Consider the following 736-nt stretch of genomic DNA (forward strand, 5'->3'; position numbering starts at 1 on the left):
ATCGCCATACTTGCCTGGACACAGTCTGTGAAAACGAGTGATAAGGTAGGCCTGCGCTCAGAGTCAAAGAAGTGCCGGGGGCACCAGAAAATGGCACACCCACTATGCAACGCAATGCTTGGCCTCTCGGCCCTTGCCCTGGTCGCGTGCCAAACTGCCCCTGAAACGCAGCAACCCGCCGCTGTCGAACCTGCGCTAGGACCTGGTCCCACTCCTTCCCAACCTGCCTTGGGTCCTGCCGCTGTTTCTTCCGGTTCGGCAATCATGGATCAATCCGTGACGATCACTCCCCCTGGCAAGGGCATTCCAGCAAAATACGCTGCCTTTTCGGGCCTATGGGCCGGACGATTGGAAGGGATGTATGAAGCCAAACTTGCTGTTCAGACGATTGCCTCCAATGGAAAGGTGACGGTCACCTATGCGTGGGGAAATCTAGCCGACAACTTCCCGGGGGAGGCCGCCGGCGCGGGAAGAATTATTGGGACCACGTTGAAGCTTGGGCGCCTCCCGAACGGCGCGGACCTCAGCTTTGTGATGCTGTCCGACGGAACCCTGGCCGCAACCGTCGCGCTTGCCGGCCAGACCTACACGGGCACGTTCGTCAAGCAATAATCAAAGACGCATCTGGGTGGCGCTCCGGCCAATTCCGAAGCAGCGTGTCAGCTCGCAGATTACCGGTGCTGGAAGAACTGCAAGAACAGTTCCCGCTCGGTGGTGATGTCGAGCTTCTCGTAGA

Annotated in this window: 1 protein-coding gene; it reads left to right on the top strand. The window is 58.8% G+C overall.

All coding sequences use genetic code 11. The annotated features are described in order from the left end of the window. Window positions 1-276: 276 nt before the first annotated feature. Window positions 277-612: a hypothetical protein gene (locus tag AC1DX0_RS36665; protein ID WP_477359502.1), complete on the top strand. Its 336-nt coding sequence runs from the start codon at window positions 277-279 to the stop codon at window positions 610-612. Window positions 613-736: the final 124 nt, after the last annotated feature.

It is taken from the genome of Mesorhizobium sp. P3_A9, assembly GCF_056402975.1.